This is a genomic window from Dysgonomonas sp. 37-18 (genome assembly GCF_001899125.1).
GTDB lineage: Bacteria > Bacteroidota > Bacteroidia > Bacteroidales > Dysgonomonadaceae > Dysgonomonas.
This window is the reverse complement of the sequence record NZ_MKVC01000036.1, coordinates 13,180-32,537: the sequence shown is the minus strand read 5'-3', so window position 1 is coordinate 32,537 and position 19,358 is coordinate 13,180. Positions and strand designations below refer to the sequence as shown.

Genomic DNA, 19,358 nt, shown 5'->3' with positions numbered 1-19,358 from the left:
ATACTAAAACAATTATCTGTAGATATTCGAACCTAATCAGAGTTAAGATAATGTAGATGTAGTTGGCAATAATACTAAACCTACTATTGCACATATAAATATCTAATATACTTATATATCATTCAGATCAATTAAATATTTAACCGTTAAATATAGTAAATTACCAATTTGTGTATTATATATGAAAACAAGGGTTTCACTTAAAGATATTGCAGAAAAATTAAACTTGTCTAAAACCACAGTATCATGGGTACTGAACGGACAAGCAGAGAAAAAAGGTATAAGTAAAAATACACAAGAGATTGTACTGAATTGTGCAAAAGAATTGAACTATCAGCCAAATTTAATAGCTCGAAGTCTTAATATTGGGCAGACCAAAACCATTGGGCTTATCCTGCCTTCCATATCCGATTATTTTTATTCCTCAATAGCCAGAGAAATAGAAAATCAAGCCAATATGCATGGATATTCACTGATGATAGCAAGTTCCGAATCGGACTTCAATAAAGAAGATCTTGTAATACAGATGTTCAAATCGAAAGGTGTGGATGGTATAATTATAGCACCGACAAAGCGATCGAAAGTTGAAATAGAGCGGCTTATATCTGAAAAATTTCCTTTAGTAACATTCGACCGTTATTTTCCTGAACTGCAAACAAGTTATATAATTATCGACAACAAGGAAAGTAGCTACAAATTAACAAAACATCTCATAGGTATGGGGTGCAAAAACATTGCACTTATTACTACAAACTCTCATCTTACTACAATGGGTGAAAGAAATGAGGGTTATAAACAAGCATTGTCAGATTCTGGTATCAAATTTAATCCAGCGCTTGTGGGAAATATAGAATATGAAGATTATGATAATAAAATTGTAAAAGTACTAGATAATATATTTGAAAAAGTACCTGATGTAGATGGATTCTTCTTCACCACACATATTCTAGCAGTAGAAGCCTTCCTTTATTTTGATAACAAAGGAATTGACTTTAATCGACAATTTCAACTGGCATGTATACATGGCGTATCTTTATTCAAAATTTTAGCACCAAAAATTAATATTGCAAAAATGCCCGTTGCAGATATAGGTAAAAATGCTGTAGATATTTTACTCGGAGAGATTCAGGAAAAAAGCAAACAAGCTGGTGAAAAAGGACAATATAGAGTTATTTTACCATGTACTCTTTATTTAAATAATTAAGAGTACAACATAAATATAAACAGGATTAAAAAATAGTCTTGTTTTAACCTATATCTACTAAAAGATTGAATCTTGGATTCCTAACAAGACCTATCCTTAAACACAAACTACGTAAATAATAAAACAAAAACAACAGGATATACTACAATATTCTCCCTGTCTGCATTCATTTCAATAGATATAAAATAAAGATTCGAAGTTTTATTTTCCATCCTTTTTGAAAATAGATCAAATTAGACATAAGAACTCTTAATACATGTTTTAAAACATATCAAAAATAAGTGTATATTTTTACACTTATTATTAACATTGTACTCATAAGTGTACAGTGAACACTTATGATTTAAATAAGCTTTTAAACCATATATAATATCATGCTAGAATCATTAAAAAAAGAGGTGTTCGATGCTAATCTGGATCTGGTAAAACATGGATTAGTCATATTCACATGGGGAAATGTTAGTGCTATCGATAGAGAAAAAAATCTGGTAATAATCAAACCTTCAGGAGTATCATATGAAAAGATGAAAGCTGAAGATATGGTTGTACTCGATTTAGATGGAAAAATTGTAGAGGGGCAATTGAAACCCTCATCCGACACTGCAACTCATATAGCTTTATATAAAGCTTTTCCAAATATAGGGGGAATTGTACATACCCATTCTACTTACGCCACATCTTGGGCTCAGGCAGGCCGTGATATACCTAATATCGGCACTACTCATGCCGATTACTTTAAAAATGAGATACCATGTACAAGACAAATGACAAAAGAAGAGATTGAAGGCAAGTATGAACTCGAAACAGGCAATGTAATAATCGAGCGTTTTGCAGCGCTAAATCCGGATTATACACCGGGAGTTCTTGTCAATAATCATGGTCCTTTCTCGTGGGGAAAAGATGCGCATAATGCTGTTCACAATGCAGTAGTATTGGAACAAGTCGCTAAAATGGCTTATTTGGCATATAGCATCAACCCACAACTAAAGATGAATGATGAGCTTATAAAAAAACACTTTTTCAGAAAACATGGTCCTGATGCATATTACGGACAATAAAAGTATTACACACGTTTAAATATTATACCATGAAAAAAGTTATTCTTTCCATACTATTTCTAAGCGGTGTCGCTGTTATTTCAGTAGCCCAAAATAAATTGGTTATTAATGCCGATCAGGGGAAAGATGTTATCAGCAAACATGTTTATGGACATTTTTCTGAACATCTCGGACATTGTATTTACGGAGGCTATTGGGTAGGTGAGGACTCCTCCATTCCCAACACGCGTGGTATCCGCAACGATGTGGTAAAAGCTTTACGCGATATCAAAATTCCTAATTTGCGTTGGCCCGGAGGCTGTTTTGCCGACGAATATCATTGGATGGATGGGATTGGCCCTCGCGATAAACGTCCTAAAATGGTGAATACTCATTGGGGAGGAGTTGTCGAAGATAACAGTTTTGGCACGCACGAATTTCTCGATCTCTGCGAACAGTTGAACTGTGAGCCCTATATCTGTGGAAACGTAGGGAGTGGCACAGTGGAAGAAATGTCTAAATGGGTAGAATACATTACTTTCGATGGAGAAAGCCCAATGGCAAACCTGCGTCGTCAAAATGGTCGCGAGAAACCTTGGAAAGTATCTTTCTGGGGAATTGGAAACGAAAACTGGGGCTGCGGAGGTAATATGACTGCCGAATTTTATGCAGATCAGTACAAACGTTATTCCACTTATTGCCGAAACTATGGCGACAACAAACTCTATCTTATTGCCGGAGGCGCTAACTCAGACGACTATAATTGGACAGAGACTTTGATGAAAAATGCAGCACGTCAAATGCAGGGATTGTCTTTGCACCATTATACAATTCCTAAGAATTGGGAAGACAAAGGTTCCGCTACACAATTCGACGAAGCGGAATACTATGTGACTATAGAAAAAACGCTCCAAATGAATAATTTGTTAAAAAGACATTCAAACATTATGGACCGATACGATCCGCAAAAAAGAGTCGCCCTTATCCCCGACGAGTGGGGTACTTGGTATAACGTAGAATCTGGAACCAATCCCGGATTTCTCTACCAACAAAACACGATGCGCGACGCGATTATTGCTGCTATCAATTTGAATATATTCAATAGCTATTGCGATCGGGTAAAAATGACTAACATAGCGCAAACAATAAATGTATTACAAGCTGTAATATTAACCGACAAGGAAAAGATGTTGTTGACTCCTACTTATTGGGTCTATTATCTTTATAAAGTTCATCAAGATGCAACTTTGCTTCCTATTTCACTATCTTCTGCTAAATACGAGCTGAATGGGAAAAAAATTGATGCCATCAGTGTATCAGCATCAAAAGACGCTTCAGGAAAAGTTCATATTACATTGGTAAATATAGACCCCAACAAAGAACAAAGTATAGAAGCTGATTTGCGGGGAATAGAAGTTAAAAACGTTTCGGGACAAGTATTGACATCAGGCAAAATAAATGACTACAATTCCTTCGACACTCCCGATGTTGTTTCTGTGAAAGCATTTACAGGAGCGAAATTATCAAAAGACAAAATATCGATAACATTACCATCCAAATCGGTTGTAATGTTGGAACTTAATTAATAATTCATTAACAATAAATAATATCATGGATTTTAAAGATTTAGAAATTTGGTTTGTTACAGGAGCGCAATTACTATATGGAGGCGATGCTGTAGTTGCTGTGGATTCACACTCTACTCAAATGGTAAAAAGTTTGAACGACTCAGGCAAACTACCTATCAAAGTTGTTTATAAAGGAACTGTCAATTCATCTAAAGAAATAGCAAAGGCTTTTTCTGATGCCAATTCTGACAATAAATGTATTGGAGTAATAACATGGATGCACACTTTTTCTCCTGCAAAAATGTGGATACAGGGATTAAAGAATTACAAGAAACCTCTACTACATTTTCACACCCAATTCAACAAAGAAATTCCTTGGAATGAAATCGATATGGATTTCATGAATCTAAATCAGTCAGCACATGGCGACCGTGAATTTGGGCATATGGTAAGCCGTATGCGCAAAAACAGAAAAGTAATTGTCGGACATTGGTCTGATGAAAAGGTACAGGCTAAACTAGCTTCTTGGATGCGTGTATGTGCAGGATGGGCAGATGCTCAGGATATGCTTATCATTCGTTTCGGAGACAATATGAACAACGTCGCTGTAACAGATGGAGATAAGGTAGAAGCCGAAATGCGTTTGGGTTATCATGTCGACAATGCTCCTATCGCAACATTAGTTCCGTATATAGAAGCCGTAAAAGAAACTGAAATAGATGCATTAATTACTGAATACGAAAAAGTATATGACTTTGCTGCTGATTGCAAAAAAGGAGGAGAAAAACATCAATTTGTACGTGATGCAGCAGCTCAGGAAATAGGGCTTCGTCGTTTTCTTCAAGAAAAGGGAGCGAAGGGGTTCACGACCAGCTTTAATGAACTTGAAGGCATGAAACAATTGATGGGATTTGCATCTCAACGCCTCATGGCGGAAGGCTACGGATTCGGAGCCGAAGGCGACTGGAAAACGGCTGCCCTTGTCCGTACAATGTGGGTAATGGGAAAAGGATTGCCCGGCGGTCAATCGTTCCTTGAAGACTATACGCTCAATTTCGATGGAGAGAACAGTACTATTCTGCAATCGCATATGTTGGAAATCAATCCGGATATAACCGGAACAAAACCTCGCATCGAAGTTCATTTCCTTGGTATTGGCGATGCTCGCACTTGTTCGCGCCTCGTATTTCAAGCACACAAGGGTGAAGGTGTTGCAGCTACAATTGTAGACATGGGCAATCGCTTCCGTATGATTGTAAATGAAGTAGTAGTAGAAGAACCAAAACCACTACCTAAATTGCCTGTCGCATGTGCATTGTGGAAGCCAATGCCTAACCTAGAAATTGGTGCCGCTGCATGGATATTGGCAGGTGGGACTCATCACTCAAGCTTCTCATATTCTGTCACTACCGAAATGCTGGAAGACTATGCAGATATAGCTGGTATAGAACTGGTGACTATAGACAAGAATACAACCATAAATAACTTTAAGTTTGAGTTGAAAGTAAATGAAGTATACTACTTATTAAATACAGCGTTAAGCTGAGTTAGATTGTTTCAAGTATGGGGAGTAGTGATATTCCCTATACTTATTTTATTATTAAAAAGTTAACTACCTTATGAAAGGAACATATACTATAGTTACCAACTATAATGGAATGTGAATTTCATACTATTTATGAAAAATAAAATATATGAAATATACAATAGGGCTTGATTACGGTTCTGACTCTTGCCGAGCAGTAATCATAGAAGCTGAAACAGGAAAGGAAATTGCATCATCAGTCAAATATTATAAAAGATGGATACAGGGGAAATACTGTGATCCTCAAAAAAACCAATACAGACAACACCCTCTCGATTATATAGAAGCTTTAGAAGAATCCGTAAAGGAGGCTCTGAGTAAGTCTCCGGCAGGTACAGCAGAGCAAGTAGTAGGCATGTCATTTGATACTACAGGCTCTACTCCTGCCCTGATTGATAAAGACGGACAAGTGTTAGCATTACGACCTGATTTTGCAGAAAATCCAAATGCAATGTTTGTCCTTTGGAAAGATCATACAGCGATCAAAGAAGCAGCTAAAATAAATGAGGTAGCCAAACGCTGGCCTATCGACTATACTGCCTATGTAGGTGGTATATACTCCAGCGAATGGGTTTGGGCAAAAGTGGCACATGTTCTGAAAGAAGATAAAGCCGTAGCCGGAGAAGCTTACAGTTGGATAGAGCATTGTGATTGGATGCCCGCTCTAATTACAGGCACAACAAAGCCATCAGATATAGTAAGAGGACGTTGTGCTGCAGGACACAAAGCCATGTGGCTGAAAGAATGGGATGGCTTGCCAACAGAAGATTTTCTTGTAGAAATAGCACCCGAACTGAAAGGGTATAGAGAAAGACTATTTCACGATACATACACAAGCGAAGTTAAAGTAGGAAACCTAACAGAAGAATGGGCTGGCAGGCTTGGATTAACAACAAATGTAGCTGTTGGTGCAGGAGCGTTTGACTGTCATATGGGAGCTGTAGGTGCCGAAATAGAACCGAAGGCATTTGTTCGTGTTATCGGAACCTCTACTTGCGATATAATGATTGCTCCATATGAAGATATGCACGGAAAGTTAATTCCTGGTATTTGCGGACAAGTAGATGGGTCTGTTATTCCGGGAATGGTAGGTCTAGAAGCCGGACAATCTGGTTTTGGTGATATTTATGCATGGTTTAAATCTGTGTTGGCTTGGCCTTTGGAGAATATACTAAAAGAGTCTGCACTAATAGATCAGGAAACAAAGCAAAAACTAATAGACGAAACTCTTGACAAGATAATCCCTACCCTATCCAAAGAAGCTGAAAAAATTCCCGTATCAGAAAGTTCTATTTTAGCAATCGATTGGATGAACGGACGTCGTACGCCTGATGCCAATCAAATGGTAAAAGGAACAATAACAGGATTAAACTTAGCCAGTTCTGCTCCTCTAATTTTCAAAGCGTTGGTAGAGGCCACAGCTTTTGGGTCGAAAGCAATTGTAGATCGCTTTCTCGAAAACGGAATTGAAATCAATAGCGTAATTGGTATAGGGGGTATCTCCCTGAAATCGCCATTGGTTATGCAAACATTGGCAGACGTATTGGCAATGCCTATAAAAGTTGCTAAATCAGAACAGGCATGCGCCTTTGGTGCAGCAATGTTTGCTTCTGTTGCAGCTGGAGTCCATCCTGACATTAAAGCTGCTCAGAAAGCAATGGGACAAGGATTTGTACACGAATACAAACCTAATATGGAGAAACATGAGGTATATATGCATATATATGCAAAATATCAAAAACTAGGAAAATTTACTGAAACAGAATTATTCTCTTAAACATAATATCATACTATGAACTGGAATTCACACGAATTTATTTGGCTCGACTGGGTGATTATTGCAGTTGGGATACTGGCAGTAACATGGGCTGTCTGGCGTTCGATACAAAAAGACAAACGCCTGCAACAAGGTGCCAGTAGCGAAGACTATCTGTTCGGAAAAGGCGAACCATGGTACATAATAGGTGCTGCCATCTTTGCAGCAAACATCGGATCGGAGCATCTTGTAGGACTTGCCGGAACAGGTGCTAAAGCCGGAGTGGGTATGGCACACTGGGAGATGCAAGGCTGGATGATACTTATTCTAGGTTGGTTATTCGTACCATTCTATCAACTGATGAACAACAAGATGGGCAAAATCATTACAATGCCCGACTTCCTAAAATACCGTTATACACCTGCTACAGGTTCTTGGTTGTCTATCATCACACTTATAGCCTACGTACTTACCAAAGTGAGTGTAACCGCATTTACAGGAGGTATCTTTATGGAAAGCCTTCTAGGTCTGCCTTTCTGGTATGGGGCAATCGGCTTGATAGTACTAACGGGTATTTTTACTGTTTTCGGTGGTATGAAAGGAGTTATGACTCTATCTGCAATCCAAACACCGATACTTATTATAGGTTCATTCCTTGTGCTTTTCCTAGGATTATCTGCTCTTGGAGGAGGTAGCATCCCTGAGGGTTGGACAGCGATGATCGACTATGCAAAAACATTGAATGTAGGAGAAGATGGTGTTGCATACGGTACAAACCACATGTTTCACTTTAATACCGGAGATCCGTTATATGATGATTATCCCGGCTTTTGGGTATTTATCGGAGCTTCAATAATAGGTTTCTGGTATTGGTGCACCGACCAGCATATCGTTCAACGTGTACTTGGACAACGCAAGGGCGAAGACAACGATGTAGTGATGAAACGTGCGCGTAGAGGTACTATTGCTGCGGGTTATTTCAAATTGTTGCCTGTGTTCATGTTCCTAATACCGGGTATGGTAGCAGCGGCATTGGCTGCACGTCCCGATAGCGGATTTACATTGGATGATCCGGATACTGCGTTCGGTTCAATGGTTAAATTTGTATTGCCTGCAGGTGTGAAGGGAATTGTTACCATAGGTTTTATATCAGCTTTAATTGCTTCTTTGGCTGCATTCTTCAATTCTTGCGCAACATTGTTTACGGAAGACTTCTATAAACCTATGTTCAAAAATAAGAGTGAATCTACTTATGTTTTGGTAGGTCGTATTGCGACAATTGTAGTCGTTATCCTCGGTATTGTTTGGATACCTGTTATGATGAGCCTTGGTAGTCTTTACGACTATCTGCAAGGTATTCAATCATTACTCGCTCCTGCTATGGTAGCCGTATTTGCTCTTGGTATCTTTTCTAAAAGAATTACACCTAAGGCCGGAGAAGCTGGTATGATAGTAGGATTCGCCATTGGGATGGTACGCTTATTAACCAATATATTTACCAACACCGGTAAGGATGCAATGAGCGGCTGGTATTGGGAATATACAAGTTGGTTCTGGCAAACAAACTGGCTTATTTTTGAAATATGGCTACTAGTATTCATTATGTTGCTAATGGTAGTAGTGTCGTTCTTCACTCCGAAGCCAACAGCCCAACAGATAGATGCTATCACTTTCTCTAGCGATTACAAGAAACTTATTAGCAAGAGTTGGAATAAATGGGATGTTATCGCATCACTGGGAGTTGTAATTCTTTGTGTTGCATTTTACATATACTTTTGGTAAAACAATAACATACTTATATATAAATTTTTAACAACAGAATACTTTTATAAAGGAATAAAGCAAGAGGCTGTCTTATTGGACAGCCTCTTCTGTGTTTATGCAACTTTCTTTAATTATATTTATAAACAGACAAAGAGAACAATCATAAACAATTAAATATAAAAACTTTACAAAAAAGCTTTTATAAAAAGCTAAAAGCAGTTTCTTATACACAAGAGAACTAATCTTATTTAACCTAATAAAGATACAAAAGATACCTCATCTCCTACCCCTCTATATCTATCACAATATTGTGAAAAGATATGCATACATCTGCTCTGCCTATAAATGAAACTTCTAAGATCATTTGATAGTAAAGAGAAACAGCGAAATCCTTATACAAAGATTTCGCTGTCTCCTCAAAAAAGTACGAATCACCTAAAAGCCTATATGATATTATCTCATATCATTAAAAAACATTAGATTATTATTTACCAATCAAACCTTCTGCAAATCCAGCATAAACGGGCTTACGGTTATAGTTCAAGCTCCATAGCCCAATAGGCTGCCCTTTTCTCCAGCCGCTGTCGTCAGGACTGTCTGTCGGACTCCAATGAGTAATTCCATATTGTTGACTCACAGGAATAATTTCAAAGTATTTTTTCACAATAAACTTATAATACTCAGACATCAATAGCTGTTGCTCGAAAGTAAGGTTTGCTGTCTTAATTTCATTACCATTCTCATCTACTATACCCATATCCAACTCAGATATTTTTATGAGTTTTCCTGAAGCTTTTAATAGTTCAAACATCTTCACGACATGGTCTTCTTTGCTCTTTTGTGTTGCAGAGTTTAGATAATAAGAGACATGCATTTGAGTACCGATACCATCAATCTTAGTTCCGTCTTTCTCCCAACGTTCAATCCAATTTATCAAACTCTTCAGTTTCATGTTATCATCCCAGTCTGATTCCAGATTATAGTCGTTGATGAACAACTTCATATCTTCAGGTCCATATTTGCGGGTAAGTTGGATAGCTGTACGCACATAGTCATCACCCAAGTAATCTTGCCAATAGAAATTATTCTTAGCGTCTTCTGCCGATACATTATTTACAGATTGTAAATCATACCAACCATCGCCATCTTTATCAGCACCGGCCAGAGGCTCATTCACTACATCCCATGCTTTCACATATCCGCCACAAGCTTCCATCATACCTTTTACCCAATTTTCCATCGCATTGGTCAAAACTTCTTTCTTTTCTTCCGGAGTCAAAGGAATGGTATTGCCTGATTCTTCTATCTCAAATACGATATCATCAAAATAGAATGTAGTTGCCAGCTTGTTTTTTGCAAGATTAAAAGCTATAGTACTCATTCCTTCTTGTGATGAATTGATAGAACCTGAATTAGTATATTCCTGCCATTCTGTAGTTACATCAGGACTGCCCACCATAGCGTAATGCAAATAACCGCCCGGCTCTTTATGCGCCTGAGAATCAATACTAACATTTCTACTAGCCTTGACCTTCATACTGAAACGATATTTTTCACCTTCCTTAAATACGTGAGGAACCTTTACAAAGAATTGTGTGTCCCAATCCTGAGTAGCATTATCGCCTGACTGAACAATAATTGCCCGTCCCGTACCACCGGCACCTGTACCTGCAGCGCTAAATGTAGCCGCTTTAGGGCCATTAGATACTTCAGTAGCATAGAAACAGGATACATCATTGTCTTCACAATTACTATTGCTTACAAGATTTTTCCACCAACTAGCTGGACCTGCTGCAAGCGCTTCAATATTGAAGGAATAGGAATGCCAGCTTGGTTTTCCCCAGTTTGATAAATCTTTACTGTCAAAGGCGCCATTATTGATTACATTATCCGTAGAATTAGCTGCTGTCAAAGTAATATCGTCAAAATACAAATCGCCACCAAATTTACCAAAACAGAACTGAAGTTTGTTAAACGCATGACTTGGTGTAAACTGAATAGTAACATTACTCCATTCTTTACTTGCCGCAAGAGATAAACCATAAAGAACATTACTGCCATCTGTAGGCCAGAAGTCAACAGTAGCCGCGGCAGATGCCTTAATTCTCATGCTTAATGTATATGTCACACCAACCGTTAATGGACTTGCCGGTTCGTAATAAATTTGCCAATCCCATGTATTAGCCTTAGCTTCGGTTGTATTTATATGCAAGCAATTATTTGCATCGTTAGGGTCGACTTCAATCTCCTTATCAGCAATCAAATTATTCAGATATTTATTATTTTGTTGAGAATGCCACAATATTGTATGTCCATAAATACTAAGACCTGCACCTTTAGCAGCATCAACAAATTTTACTACCTGAGAAAAATCCATTGAACCATCGTCTTTTACAATCGAACCATATTTCATCGCATTACCCGCTGTTAATTCATCGAAATTGGAACAGGCAAGACTATAAACCATGTCTCTCTTCAAAAAATCGCTAACAGTAATGCCCGATCCTAATTTGAAATTTGGATTAGCCTTGCGGTCTACATACGATTTCAGAACATCATATTCATTCAGATATTCATATTTCTCGAGATCTGCCGGCTTATCAACATTAAAGTTGCTATCAAAATTATCGACACAAGAGACCATTGCCATCATAGCGACAATAATCAACAAGAATTTATTATAATACTTCATCATACTCATCTTTAGTAAAATTAAAAATGATTAGTTTTATAAGTTGGAACAAACAATTCAGAATCGATCCCTCGGGTTTGTACCACCAAAGTATCTTTAGTCACATATTGCTTTGATCCGAAGTTTATATTGTACTCCAAATACATAGCATTACGGTCTTTATTACCCCAACTATTTTTCTCTCCGTTTTTTACAAATTTACCTGAGCCACTAGCGGTATAGCCTTGCGTATCGGTAGAGATAGTACACTCATTATTATCATTAAAAGTTAGGAGTAAATCACATGTAAGAGTTTGTACACCTCCTAAACCATCAGAAACAGTAGTTTTAACCGGAAACTTAGTCACCTTTAAACTTGCAGTCGTTAAACTACAAAGTTCGTCATTTTCTACATGTGGTTTACGACGTACATTCGTTGCAGTTGCACCATTCTCGGTTACAAGATCTACTCCTCTGCGCAGATATTTTGCATGCCACGGATTGATAAATTTCAGTGCATATAAGACATAGTCTTGAGGCTGAATATCCCACGCTTCTGAATAAGTACGAGGTGCGTTCTGTATCAAGTGACGACCGCTCAAAATACTGTCTGCATTTTGTACTTTAGTCATTAATAATGGAATTACATACGTTTTTTTCAAAGCGTCGGGATCGGAAAAGAATGCATCTTGCAATTGGACTCCTACCGATCCTTGAATCTTCTTATCAAGAATAATCTTACTACCCGCTAAAGTGTAGTAATTGGATGGCATAGCTTGAACCGGACTACCGTCTTCGAAGAATAAGTTATCACATAATCCATTATCGACGGCAATATCTATGCTGATATTCTTTTGGTTTTTATATACACCTCCCATTGTTGCGTATATTTCGCAACGATGCTCATTATCTAAAGTCGTATCATAAGTATCATCTCCCAATACGATTGTACGCACGGGATATTGATAGGCAAAATAAACAGTTGTTCCGCCTTCATAGTTTGGGAATTCAACACCTTGATTTTCGCATGATGTCATTGATGCAATCAAAATTCCGGCAAACAATACAGGCAATAATTTGAATCGTTTCATATTTTTCAATATTTAGATATTTTTTGATTATTCATTTACCAGCCTTGATTCTGCTGTAGGTTGCTCCATTTTATAGTTTCACTATAAGGCACAGGTCCATGATACATATAATCTTTGTAGCTTCTTGCTTCTACAGGAATTACCTTATATACCAAAGCTCCATCGACTTTATCTATCTGTATACCTTTAGCACCCTCATTCAGGTTGGCTTTCCAGCGACGCAAATCCCAAAAACGTCGGTTTTCGAAACAAAGTTCAATACGACGTTCATTACGTATCAACTCTCGCATTTTATCTTTATCGTTTTTAATACTTTCAAGATAAGCATCTCCTCCATTAGTACCTACACCTGCACGGGCACGGATAGCCTTGATTACGTCGTAAGCGCTGTATGAATGTCCGTTGCCATTAGTTGGCCCCCAAGCTTCATTTGCTGCCTCAGCATAAGCTAAGAATATTTCAGTAAATCGTATGCGTACAGGATAATGGTATTGTGCCGTATTATATGTCGGATCTGGATTACAATCGTCACGCAATAGTTTTCTCAAATAATAGCCGGTACGTGTAGATGTGCTTTCTTTATTTAATGCATCTTCATTTGTACCGTATGTTCCGGTAACAATTTTCTTCGAATTTGTACCATACGTAGTTTCATTATACAATACATAAGCTGTCAAACGCGGATCTCTGTTGGTATACGGATCATTTGAAGAATATCCACTTGCAGGATCAGATATTGGATATCCGCTTGCCATAGGAAAAGCATCTACTAGATTTTGAGTTGGATTTATACGTCCACTTCCATAAAGCGATGGTGGATAATTACTCTTCTCTTGCGAAAGCCCCATTGCATAATCTTCGGTGCTATTATCTTTGTCCCCTCTCCATAGAATCTCTTTAGGAACAGCTCCTGATCCCAATGAGTTGATTTCAGTTTTGTTCATATACCATGTCCATCCTGTTGGATCTATTCCGCCTAAACCATTGATACGATCTAGTACGATAGCTGCGTTATCAGCAGCATTAGCCCATGTTACGGTTGTACCCGTGTTATATGCAGGACTTGCTGCAAGCAAAGCTGCCTGTGCCCTAATAGCTTCTGCGATACGAGCAGTAAGGCGACCTCGTATATGAGTACCATTTACGCGATTATAATCACTGGCATTGGTTACACCGATTGCTTTATATTTAGCAGGAATATTTGCATCACTGATATCATTATAATCAAGAGGTAAGTATTCGGTTGCTTTTTCTACATCACTAAATATTTGATCTATACAAGCCTGAAATGTATCTCTTGGAACATTGAAATCTGTACTCATATTATCTACAGTAGTTATATTAGGTATTCCCAATAGTTTTCCATCCTCAGTCCAACCACCATGAGCCATCAAGAGATAGTACATATTTAAAGCACGCAATCCATACGCTTCGCCTTTAAGGCGATCGCAATACATGATATGTACATTCGGATCTTTTGCCCATGCCACTTTGTCGGCATTTTCTAAAAAGATGTTGAGATATTGAATAGCAGCTCTACAGTTCTGCCACTTAGACATCGGGTCGTTACTAGCTGTCCACGATCCTGTTGCCATACTTAAATAGCTACTAGCTTTATCGTTAGTCACTGCATCATCTGTCGCAATGTCTGTTTCAGATTTAGTCTGATAGGGAAGCATGGAATAAGCGTATCCTAATATCCCTTGTGCATATCCCGGTTCATTATACATATCATCTAACTCTCTATTGTTCTCTAAAGCAGGAGAAAACAGATCATCACAGGATGTTAAGAAGAGCAAGATAATGACCAGAAATTTTGTTATATTATTTATTGCTTTCATACTGTTGTTATTTATTAAAATGCAGCTTTTATACCTATATTATAAAATCTGGTTTGTGGAGAACTACCTACATTCATTTCCATATGTTTGCGTTCCTTCGATATAGTAAGCAGATTAGCGCCACTTACATATGCGGAAAGTTCGCGGATGAAACTATTTTTCAACAGCTGCTTAGGTAAGTCGTATGTAACCTGTATCTTAGCCAGATCAAAGCGGTTAGTTTTATACATCCAGAAGTCTGAAGTACGGAAATTATTGCTTCCACTTTCAGTAGTTAAACGAGGGTAAGTCGCGGTTGCCTTTGTTTCCTCTGTCCATCGGTCACGAACTACTGCAGAGTATTTACCATCTCCATGAATCCAATAATAAGAACTATTTTTCAAACTATTCGCCCCAAAGCTACCTGTTCCTAAAGCAAAGAATGTAAAATCTGACCATTTAAGTGTCATGTTTATACCCAAAGTAAACGGCGCACCATACCAACCGCCTTTACCTAGATATATAACATCTTGATCATCGATGACTCCGTCGCCATTTTGATCTACATATTTAATATCGCCTGGTTTTACTGTTCCTCCAAATTTTTGTTCCGGAGAATTAGTTATCTCATCGCTACTCTCAAACAGGCCGTCACTTTGTAAACCCCAAATACCATCAATCGGCTTACCTGTTCTATTTTGATAGCTAAATTCATTTATCTCGCTACGCTTGGTTGCTTTAGTATCGTAATAAGTACCAGCTACACCTAATGAGAAGTCTACCTCTTCGATTTTCTTGTTGAAGTTAACATTGAAATCAAATCCTGTACGCTTATTATTATTATAGTTCATATATGGAACAAATGACGCTTCGGGATAAGCTGTAGACAAATAATTAGGGAAAAGCGAACTTGGTGTTATTATATTACCTTCCATAGAGTTTATAAAGAATGACAGATCTGCAGTTATCATTTTCTTCCACAAAGAGGTTCTTAGATTCGCTGATATTTCTTTGCGTTTAATAAATGTAAGATCATCATTATTTCCACGGAGAGACATTGTATATTTCTCTAAACTACCGTCATACCAACTCCAACCGTACGCTTGAGACCAAGCTGACTTGTACATATAATAATTTTGAATATCAATATCTTGATGTAAGATACTACCTGAAACACTCAACATTAAATCATCTATAATAGAAGATCCCGATAGGAAGTTTTCATTGCTCATTCTCCAACCTAATGTAAGAGATGGAGAAAATGCATTACGCTGCCCTTCGGCTAACTTTGCTGAGTGTATTACGGCTCCCCCAAAATCGGCATAATATTTCTTTTGATAATTATAGCCTACTTGTAATGCCAAGTTTGCATTAGAAGTTTTGTGATATTCAGACGATAAGGTTTGCTGGTAGCCCGAAGCTATTAGCATAGCCGACAAGTTATGACCATCTGCAAAAGTATTTACGTAATCGAATTGACCCGAGAATGCCATAGTTTGATTATCAGCACTCTCACTAATATTCTGTACACCAGACTTCTTATCATTGTTATATTTTGTTAGACCTACAATAACATCCTTTCCGTTAAAGTTACCCCAAGTTGGAGCATATACCGAATATGTGTTGTCAAAAGACGTTGTATAACCTGTAGCATAATCCACTGCAAATTTGGTATGAAACGAAAGCCCTTTCAAGAAGCCTTCCAAATCAATATCAACTCCGGTATCAAATTGAAAATGACGGCTTGTATATTTGCTACTTCCGGCAGCAAATATATCTGCAAATGCATTCTTTTGATCAATCTGAGATCCTCCTAGAAAATATTTACCATCAATGATATTATTGGTATTATTAACCAAATCCCAAGCAGCTAAAGCATTCTGATCAATCATATCTAATGAAATCAACGGCGCTACACGATTGGGACGAAATGTTGATGCAGCATTCCAATAATCTCCTTTTGCATTTTTAGCGTCATAGAAAGTTGCATTCGCATTAATATATGCACTAATAGCATTACTAATCATAACATCCACATTACCACGCACATTTAGACGATTGATACTATTATCCTTCGCTTCACCGATCTTAAACAAGTCATCTTGATGATAATAACCTACATTACTATAAAAATGAGCACGTTTACTTCCGCCTGTAATTTCTGCTGTAACTTCTGAACGATTAGATACTTTCTTCAAAAACTCAGAAGAATAAAAATCTACATTCGGATAACGATACGGATTTAAGCCCGAAGCAGAATGATAAATGTCATTATCGTTATATAAAGCCGATAGCCCATCATTAGCGCGAGCTTCATTATAAAGAGTCATATATTCAGCAGATCCTAGATATTCAGGATAGCTTTTAGATATATGAAAACCCGTGTTAGCTCTTACGCTTATCCTAAGATCTTCGGTCTTACCTCTTTTGGTCGTTATATATATAACACCTTTTGCTGCGCGGCTACCATAAAGGACAACAGCCTGCGCTCCTTTTAGAAATGTTATTTGATCAATTTCGCTAGGCAAAACATTGTTGGCTACACGGGGAATTCCATCAACCAACACTAAATATCCTGCATTGTCGGCATCCATACCCCACAGCGAATTTCCATTCCACCCCCCGATATAGGCCTGCATATTATCTAAACTATATGTGTTATAGTTCTTTTTTGACAGTTCCTCTACATTAACAACAGATACACCACCCAACAAGTCGCTTTGCGCTACTTTTCGAAAAGCAATCTGTACAAGCGATTCTTTATCACTTTTGAGTGTGTCCGCCTCATTTTGGTCAAATGTTTGAGCTTTAGTTGCAAATGGGCAGAAGACAAACATGGCACACAAAATGAATATTGATTGTATATATTTCATCTTTTATTCGTTTAAATTACACATTCATTTACTCTATTTGGATTTACCAGCCCGGATTTTGCCCGAATTCAGGATATAGATATACATCATTGTCAGGAAGAGGGAACCAATAATGTTTGGTACCAAATACTCGTGTAAGAATAACTTCTTCTTTGAATTCTGATACCCTTGCATCTTTTGGGTCGTTATTCTTGAAAAAGTCATTGTTTTCTACACGCTTAAATTCCTGTGATGTTTTTACTGTATACGGATATTCTGTTAGTAATAACCAACGTTGCAAATCATTGAAACGGAATCCTTCAAATGAAAGTTCTACGGCACGCTCTCTACGAATTTCGTCTATAAATTTATTTTTACTTGCTGTATAAGAGCTGCCTACATGTCCTGCTTTTACACGATCTCTCACTGTATTGATCGCACCTTCTGCCGTTTTTGAGAAATTAGAAGATTTACCACTAGCACCACCAAATGCAGCACATGATTCGGCATACATCAAATAAATATCAGATAAACGCATATATGGCAAATAGCAGTGATAGTTTCCTCCCCAGTCATATGTTCTATCATACTCGTTGCAGGTATGAGGTACCAGCTTTTGGATAAAATATCCTGTACGGCTAGCATTAGCTACGGGTCTCATTGCACCTCCTGTATAAAGACTACAATAACGCAGATATTCCATATCCGCAGGCATAGTACTATTTACATATTTGAATCCATCAAATACAATATCATGATAGAAGCGAGGATCTCTATTTTTGAATGGGTAATTAGGATCAAAGCCTGAAGCTGGATCATTTAGAGGAAGTCCATTATCCATACCATACATATTAACATAGTTTGCTGTTGGTTGGTGAATCACGTTATCATGAGCAACCAAACCGCCAACTTTAGGACCAAATACCTTCGCAGTATTCCAGTTACTGGCATTGAAGTCTGGAGATGGCCCCCTGAAAATTGCTTCAACAGATCCCGGTTGTAACCAGTTTTGACGAGTGGTGTAAAAAATATCCGAGTAGCTAGATGTAGAACCTTCAGCTCTCTCATGATTATAAATATCTTTGTAGTTGAACTGAGCTAATGCATATTGAGTTTGATTACCTTCTACAAGACTTAGTAGTTCACCAAAGGCTTCAGCAGCTTTTTTACAGTATGCCTCATCATAGTCATAAGTTTGACTTCCACCTACTTTAGGACCGTTTTTCATCAATGGGCTACCTGCCCAAAGATAATTTTTACCCAAATAACCTAATGCCATTATTTTATTAATACGCAATTGGTTTTTGCCCACTGTATTTTTCCCTACTGTTGTGTTATCCCAGTCGATAGGAAGTAGATCGGCAGCTTGCCTAAAATCAGCAGCAACTTTATCTGCACATTCCTGATAACTCAATCGAGGAAGAGTCAATGTTCCGGTAGCATCTAATACATGGTCTACATAAGGTAACCCACCAAAGAATGTCATGAGTTCAAAATGCCACCATGCACGAAAGAAATATAGTTGCCCTGCAATCAGATTTTTTTCCTCAGCTGTGGCTGTTGTTAACTTGTCCAGATTAGCCAATCCTTCATTTGCTTTACTTATGCAATACCATGCATGAGGCCATAATGAATGTCGTTTAGGAGATCCGTCTCCGGTAGCTGTAGAACTACTATTACTGTTATATAACCAATCACCTGCGCTTCTCCATGCGCGGTAGTTTCCAAGGTCTACTTGGTGAGTCATACGACCATCAGCCTCGGGGTTGAAGATTTCATCGTCACCCCAATTCCAGGAAGGAGCCCAATTACACTTCTGTTTGTCAGGTATGCAATTGTAAATCTCTTCTATGTAGCCCTGAAAATTCATGAAGTTCTTAAAGGCATCATCTCCTGATATAGTAGAATCAGGTTCTTTATCCAAATAATCTTCACAAGAAGCTAAACTAGTTCCTAATATTAAGAACAGGATACAACTCTTTAGAAAAGTTTTATATATATTTTTCATCA

Annotated in this window: 11 protein-coding genes; 6 read left to right on the top strand and 5 right to left on the bottom strand. The window is 37.8% G+C overall.

Translation table 11 applies throughout. From position 1 onward, the window contains the following. Positions 1-181: 181 nt before the first annotated feature. The 6 genes from BGO84_RS13795 to BGO84_RS13770 all read left to right on the top strand — a co-directional run bounded on the left by BGO84_RS13795 (position 182) and on the right by BGO84_RS13770 (position 8,932). Positions 182-1,204 (top strand): LacI family DNA-binding transcriptional regulator, encoded by a 1,023-nt coding sequence (locus BGO84_RS13795; protein WP_291030008.1) that lies wholly within the window; start codon positions 182-184, stop codon positions 1,202-1,204. A 374-nt stretch (positions 1,205-1,578) separates the two neighbouring features. Next, entirely contained in the window at positions 1,579-2,262 is a 684-nt protein-coding gene (araD, locus tag BGO84_RS13790) for an L-ribulose-5-phosphate 4-epimerase (protein WP_291030006.1), read from the top strand. 29 nt (positions 2,263-2,291) lie between these two features. Continuing rightward, a complete protein-coding gene (locus tag BGO84_RS13785; RefSeq protein ID WP_291030004.1) occupies positions 2,292-3,827 on the top strand; it encodes an alpha-N-arabinofuranosidase in 1,536 nt (511 codons plus the stop codon). 25 nt (positions 3,828-3,852) lie between these two features. Next, complete coding sequence (araA, locus tag BGO84_RS13780; protein ID WP_135104269.1) at positions 3,853-5,355, top strand: L-arabinose isomerase; 1,503 nt, start codon at positions 3,853-3,855, stop codon at positions 5,353-5,355. Positions 5,356-5,503: 148 nt separating this feature from the next. Then, positions 5,504-7,171 (top strand): ribulokinase, encoded by a 1,668-nt coding sequence (locus BGO84_RS13775; protein WP_291030002.1) that lies wholly within the window; start codon positions 5,504-5,506, stop codon positions 7,169-7,171. A gap of 15 nt (positions 7,172-7,186) precedes the next feature. After that, positions 7,187-8,932, top strand: a complete 1,746-nt coding sequence (locus BGO84_RS13770; RefSeq protein WP_291030000.1) for a sodium:solute symporter — start codon at positions 7,187-7,189, stop codon at positions 8,930-8,932. Between the two features lie 466 nt (positions 8,933-9,398). Here BGO84_RS13770 and BGO84_RS13765 read toward each other — a convergent pair whose 3' ends face one another. From BGO84_RS13765 to BGO84_RS13745, 5 genes are read right to left on the bottom strand one after another with little or no spacing between them, the layout of a single operon-like run. Then, positions 9,399-11,606 (bottom strand): endo-1,4-beta-xylanase, encoded by a 2,208-nt coding sequence (locus BGO84_RS13765; RefSeq protein ID WP_291030065.1) that lies wholly within the window; start codon positions 11,604-11,606, stop codon positions 9,399-9,401. A gap of 20 nt (positions 11,607-11,626) precedes the next feature. After that, complete coding sequence (locus tag BGO84_RS13760) at positions 11,627-12,676, bottom strand: DUF5627 domain-containing protein (RefSeq protein WP_291029998.1); 1,050 nt, start codon at positions 12,674-12,676, stop codon at positions 11,627-11,629. Positions 12,677-12,711: 35 nt separating this feature from the next. After that, a complete protein-coding gene (locus BGO84_RS13755) occupies positions 12,712-14,517 on the bottom strand; it encodes a RagB/SusD family nutrient uptake outer membrane protein (RefSeq protein ID WP_291029996.1) in 1,806 nt (601 codons plus the stop codon). A 14-nt stretch (positions 14,518-14,531) separates the two neighbouring features. Then, positions 14,532-17,369, bottom strand: coding sequence for a SusC/RagA family TonB-linked outer membrane protein (locus BGO84_RS13750; protein WP_291029994.1), 2,838 nt, complete (start codon positions 17,367-17,369; stop codon positions 14,532-14,534). Positions 17,370-17,412: 43 nt separating this feature from the next. Beyond that, positions 17,413-19,356 (bottom strand): RagB/SusD family nutrient uptake outer membrane protein, encoded by a 1,944-nt coding sequence (locus BGO84_RS13745; RefSeq protein ID WP_291030063.1) that lies wholly within the window; start codon positions 19,354-19,356, stop codon positions 17,413-17,415. Between the last annotated feature and the right edge of the window lie 2 nt (positions 19,357-19,358).

Bases quoted from the DNA above. Each gene is read 5' to 3' on its own strand.
- BGO84_RS13795 (WP_291030008.1), top strand. From the start codon at position 182: ATGAAAACAAGGGTTTCACTTAAAGATATTGCAGAAAAATTAAACTTG.
- araD (WP_291030006.1), top strand. From the start codon at position 1,579: ATGCTAGAATCATTAAAAAAAGAGGTGTTCGATGCTAATCTGGATCTG.
- BGO84_RS13785 (WP_291030004.1), top strand. From the start codon at position 2,292: ATGAAAAAAGTTATTCTTTCCATACTATTTCTAAGCGGTGTCGCTGTT.
- araA (WP_135104269.1), top strand. From the start codon at position 3,853: ATGGATTTTAAAGATTTAGAAATTTGGTTTGTTACAGGAGCGCAATTA.
- BGO84_RS13775 (WP_291030002.1), top strand. From the start codon at position 5,504: ATGAAATATACAATAGGGCTTGATTACGGTTCTGACTCTTGCCGAGCA.
- BGO84_RS13770 (WP_291030000.1), top strand. From the start codon at position 7,187: ATGAACTGGAATTCACACGAATTTATTTGGCTCGACTGGGTGATTATT.
- BGO84_RS13765 (WP_291030065.1), bottom strand. From the start codon at position 11,606: ATGAAGTATTATAATAAATTCTTGTTGATTATTGTCGCTATGATGGCA.
- BGO84_RS13760 (WP_291029998.1), bottom strand. From the start codon at position 12,676: ATGAAACGATTCAAATTATTGCCTGTATTGTTTGCCGGAATTTTGATT.
- BGO84_RS13755 (WP_291029996.1), bottom strand. From the start codon at position 14,517: ATGAAAGCAATAAATAATATAACAAAATTTCTGGTCATTATCTTGCTC.
- BGO84_RS13750 (WP_291029994.1), bottom strand. From the start codon at position 17,369: ATGAAATATATACAATCAATATTCATTTTGTGTGCCATGTTTGTCTTC.
- BGO84_RS13745 (WP_291030063.1), bottom strand. From the start codon at position 19,356: ATGAAAAATATATATAAAACTTTTCTAAAGAGTTGTATCCTGTTCTTA.